This is a genomic window from uncultured Campylobacter sp., assembly GCF_937949835.1.
In the GTDB taxonomy this organism is placed as follows: Bacteria; Campylobacterota; Campylobacteria; order Campylobacterales; family Campylobacteraceae; genus Campylobacter_B.
Genome location: NZ_CALEDC010000106.1, coordinates 1 through 3,786, shown reverse-complemented (window position 1 = coordinate 3,786; position 3,786 = coordinate 1). Strand labels below are relative to the sequence as shown.

General features: G+C 49.1%; 3 protein-coding genes. 2 read left to right on the top strand and 1 reads right to left on the bottom strand.

The annotated features are described in order from the left end of the window. Positions 1 to 60: 60 nt before the first annotated feature. On the bottom strand, positions 61 to 951 hold the full coding sequence (locus tag Q0256_RS02355; RefSeq protein ID WP_297959698.1) for a LysR family transcriptional regulator: 891 nt from the start codon (positions 949 to 951) through the stop codon (positions 61 to 63). A 156-nt stretch (positions 952 to 1,107) separates the two neighbouring features. On the opposite strand from Q0256_RS02355, the gene sdhA reads away from it, so the two are divergent. Then, positions 1,108 to 2,988 (top strand): 8-methylmenaquinol:fumarate reductase flavoprotein subunit, encoded by a 1,881-nt coding sequence (gene sdhA / locus Q0256_RS02350; protein ID WP_297959696.1) that lies wholly within the window; start codon positions 1,108 to 1,110, stop codon positions 2,986 to 2,988. After that, on the top strand, positions 2,985 to 3,786 hold an 802-nt coding region (locus Q0256_RS02345; RefSeq protein ID WP_297959694.1), incomplete at its 3' end, for a succinate dehydrogenase/fumarate reductase iron-sulfur subunit. The genes sdhA and Q0256_RS02345, both read left to right, overlap by 4 nt.

Genomic DNA, 3,786 nt, shown 5'->3' with positions numbered 1-3,786 from the left:
TGTATAGGTAAAGTGCTGCAAAAGCTCAATCTCTCATTTATCGTTGCGAGCTATAAATTTTTAAATTTCATTAGCGATTTTTTGAGCGGTTTTGATAAATACTTGCGCCAGATGGCTTAGACGCTTGCCTTTTTTGTATGCAATTAGCAGCGTCCTATCCAGCTCGTGCGCGCCCACGTCAAAGAGCTTTATCCTGCCCGCTTTGTCCTCCTTTATCATCTGCGGTATGCTAAAGCACGCTCCTGCGCCGCTTGCGACGATAGCATTGGCGATATCAAAAGTCTCCGTGCGGCATAGCACTTTCGGCGCAAAGCCTGCGGCAGAAAAGAATGCATCTATCTGCTCGGCGCTTCTTAGGCTTTGATTAGGCAGGATGAATCTTTCCTCTTTTAAGCGCGAAATGTTAATTTTGGGAACAGATTCGTTTTTAAACTCAAGCGAGAGCGGATGGGTGGAGCTTAGAGCGATATAGGTCTTTTGCGTTAGAATTTTAACCCCGTCAAGCCCGCTCATATCGATGGGCAGTATCAGCATACCGACATCAAGATCACCCTGAAGTAACATTTCACGAATGCTAAGCGCAGAAGAAAATTGCGTAATTTGCAGATCCGAATCCTTAAATTTCTTGCAAAACATCGGCAGTAGCGACGGCAGTAGATTATAGCCGTTTTGCGAAAAACCGATGCGAATTTTATCATTTTTTACGCCGCTTATTTCAGAGATATCGTTTTTTAGGTCGTTTATGGCGTCAAAAATGACTTTGGCTTTACTAGCGTAAATTTTTCCCGCGCGCGTAAGCGAAATGGGATTACTCGTGCGGTTAAAAAGCTGCGTTCCAAGCTCGCGTTCCAGTGATAAAATGCTCTGCGATAGCGACGGCTGCGGGATTTTAAGTGCCTCGGCAGCCTTAGTAAAGCTGCGGAATTCTGCTACTTTTAATACTAGCTCCATGCGATGCAAATTCATTTAGCCTCTCCAATTGATAACTTAATTCTTATGAAATGATACACTAAATAATATTTGACTTATGTTAAAAATGAAACTAAAATTACGCTTTTAGTTTAGAACTTTAAACTTAAGCTAAGAATTTCTCAAATGGAGAGGAAAATGAGTGAATCAAATTTCAACAGACGCGATTTCTTAAAACCGGCCTGTATCAGCGTCGGCGCGCTTAGCCTTAGCGGCTGCGTGGATACCGACAAGAGTAAAAGCGCAGACGGCGGCAACGAAGGCGGCCTTCCTAGTGTGGACGTACTCGTTATCGGCTCGGGAGGCGCGGGTCTGCGCGCAGCCGTAGCGGTAAGAAAGAGTAATCCAAATCTCAGCGTAGTCGTGGCTACGAAGATGATGCCTTCGCGCAACGCCACCTGTATGGCGGAAGGCGGCATCAACGGCGTTACGAGCTTCAGTGGCGGCGATTCGTATAAGCTTCACGCCTACGACACCGTAAAGGGCGGCGCATATCTCGTAGATCAGGACGCCGCGATTAAATTTTGCGAACTCGCGGGTCCTACGATTGCCGAGATGGATTACATCGGCACGCTATTTTCAAGAAACGCCAGCGGCGGCGTGGACGGTAAAGAAAGCGGCGTTCCTGGCGGCGTAGCACAGCGATTTATGGGCGGCGCGTCTAAAAAACGATGCAACTACTCCGCCGATAAGACGGGTCATATCTTGATGCACGCCTGTTTTGACGATGCGGTCAGCAACGGCGTGAAATTTTTAATCGATCACGAGCTGCTTGAGATCAGCGCGCCTGAGGGCAAATGCGAGGGCGTCGTGCTTCGAAATATCCAAACCGGCGATTTTTATCCCGTGCTTTGCAAAGCCTTGGTAATCGCTACGGGCGGATATACGAGGATGTTTTACAACCGCACCTCGGTACCTTATATCGCTACCGGCGACGGTATCGCGGCTGCACTGCGCGCGGGTCTTGGATTTAGCGATCCGGAGATGGTGCAGTTTCATCCGACCGGTATCAAAAGCGGCGGCGCGCTCATTACCGAAGCTGCGCGCGGCGAGGGCGGATATCTGCTCAACAACAAAGGCGAGCGCTTTATGAAAAACTACCACGAAAAGATGGAGCTTGCGCCGCGCGACGTCGTAGCTCGCGCGATCGAAACCGAGATTCGCGAGGGCAGGGGCTACGGCGAGGGGCTCGGCGCATACGTGCTGCTTGACGTAAGACATCTCGGAAAAGATAAAATTTTAAAAGCCCTTCCTAAGATCAGACACACCGCCATTTTGTTTGAGGGTATCGATCTGATCGAGGAGCCGATTCCGATTCGTCCTACCGCACACTACTCGATGGGCGGCATCGAAGTCACAAAATTTGACGATATGAGCACTAAAATTTCGGGGCTTTATACCGCGGGCGAGGCGTCTTGTATCTCGATTCACGGCGCAAACCGCTTGGGCGGAAATTCTTTAACCGACGCCGTCGTAACGGGCAAACTCGCAGGGCTCGGCGCAGCGGATTATGCTGCAAAACAAAGCGGTTTTGGTGACGGTAAAAGAGCGAGCGAGCTCGCGCAAAAATGGCAGGCTAAATTTAAGCAGATCGCAAACGGCTCGGGTAAGGCAAACGAGATGTATGAGTTGCGCGAAGAGCTAGGCGCGCAGCTTTGGGACAATATGGGTATCTTTAGAACCGGCGAGAAGCTAGATCTGCTTTCGCAAAATTTAGAGGGTATCAATGCGCGCTACGACGAGCTACACGTCGCGGATGCAAATCCGGTTATGAATACCGCATTTACCGACTACGTCGAGCTTGGAAATTTGATCCTGCTTGCGCGCTGTGCGTGTTTGGCTGCGCAAAAGAGGCTTGAAAGCCGCGGCGCTCACACTCGTGAAGATTATCCGAAACGCGACGATAAAAATTTCTTAAAGCACAGTATCGTGACGATGAACGACGCAGGCGAGCTAAGCTTGGGCTACAAAGAGGTCGTCGTTACGGAATTCTCTCTTGACGGAAGGAAACCTCAATGAAATTTATCATAGACCGCTTCGACGGAAGCAAAAATTATAAGCAAGCCTACGAATTAAGTTTGGAGCAGATCAAAGGAAAGACCCTGCTTGGAGTTTTGCAATTTATTAAGCAAAATTTAGACATCACTTTAAATTTTACCGCAGCGTGCCGTATGGCGATATGCGGAGCCTGTGCCGTGAGGGTAAACGGGCACTCATATCTTGCCTGCGATACCAAGATGGAGGCTCTGCTTGCGGAGTATGAGAACCCGGATAGCTTTACGATCTCGCCGCTAAATAATTTTCGAGTGATTTCGGATCTAGTAGTGGATTGGGAGCCTAGTATCGAGAATTTAAGAAAGATCAAACCTACGATTACCCCTAAGAAAGAATTTAGCGCCGATAAGGGCTGTAAGCAAAGCCCGGAGCAGATGGAGCGCGTCAAAAAGCAGTGGGATTGCATACTTTGCGGCTGCTGCGCTAGCGAATGCAATAAGCTTGGAGCCGATGCGAGCGATTATATGCAACCCTTTGTTTTTACGCATGCTAACCGCGCCGCGTTTGATTCAAGAAGCAGGGATGCTATGCCTCATCTAAAGCCTGCGGTGCTAAACGGATTATGGCTATGCGTGCACTGCCAAGAGTGCGCCGATCGCTGTCCTAAAGGAATAAGCGCTCAAAGCGATATCACCGCACTTCGCGCTCTAGCGATGAAAAAGGGCTTAACCGCAGGAAGCGGTCCTGGTCATGCAGAGGCATTCCTACTAGACATCGTAGAGGGAAGCGGAAGGCTAAACGAGATCAAGCTTGCCTTAAGAA

Excerpts from the sequence above, each read along its gene's own strand:
- Q0256_RS02355 (WP_297959698.1), bottom strand. The coding sequence starts at position 951 with ATGGAGCTAGTATTAAAAGTAGCAGAATTCCGCAGCTTTACTAAGGCT.
- sdhA (WP_297959696.1), top strand. The coding sequence starts at position 1,108 with ATGAGTGAATCAAATTTCAACAGACGCGATTTCTTAAAACCGGCCTGT.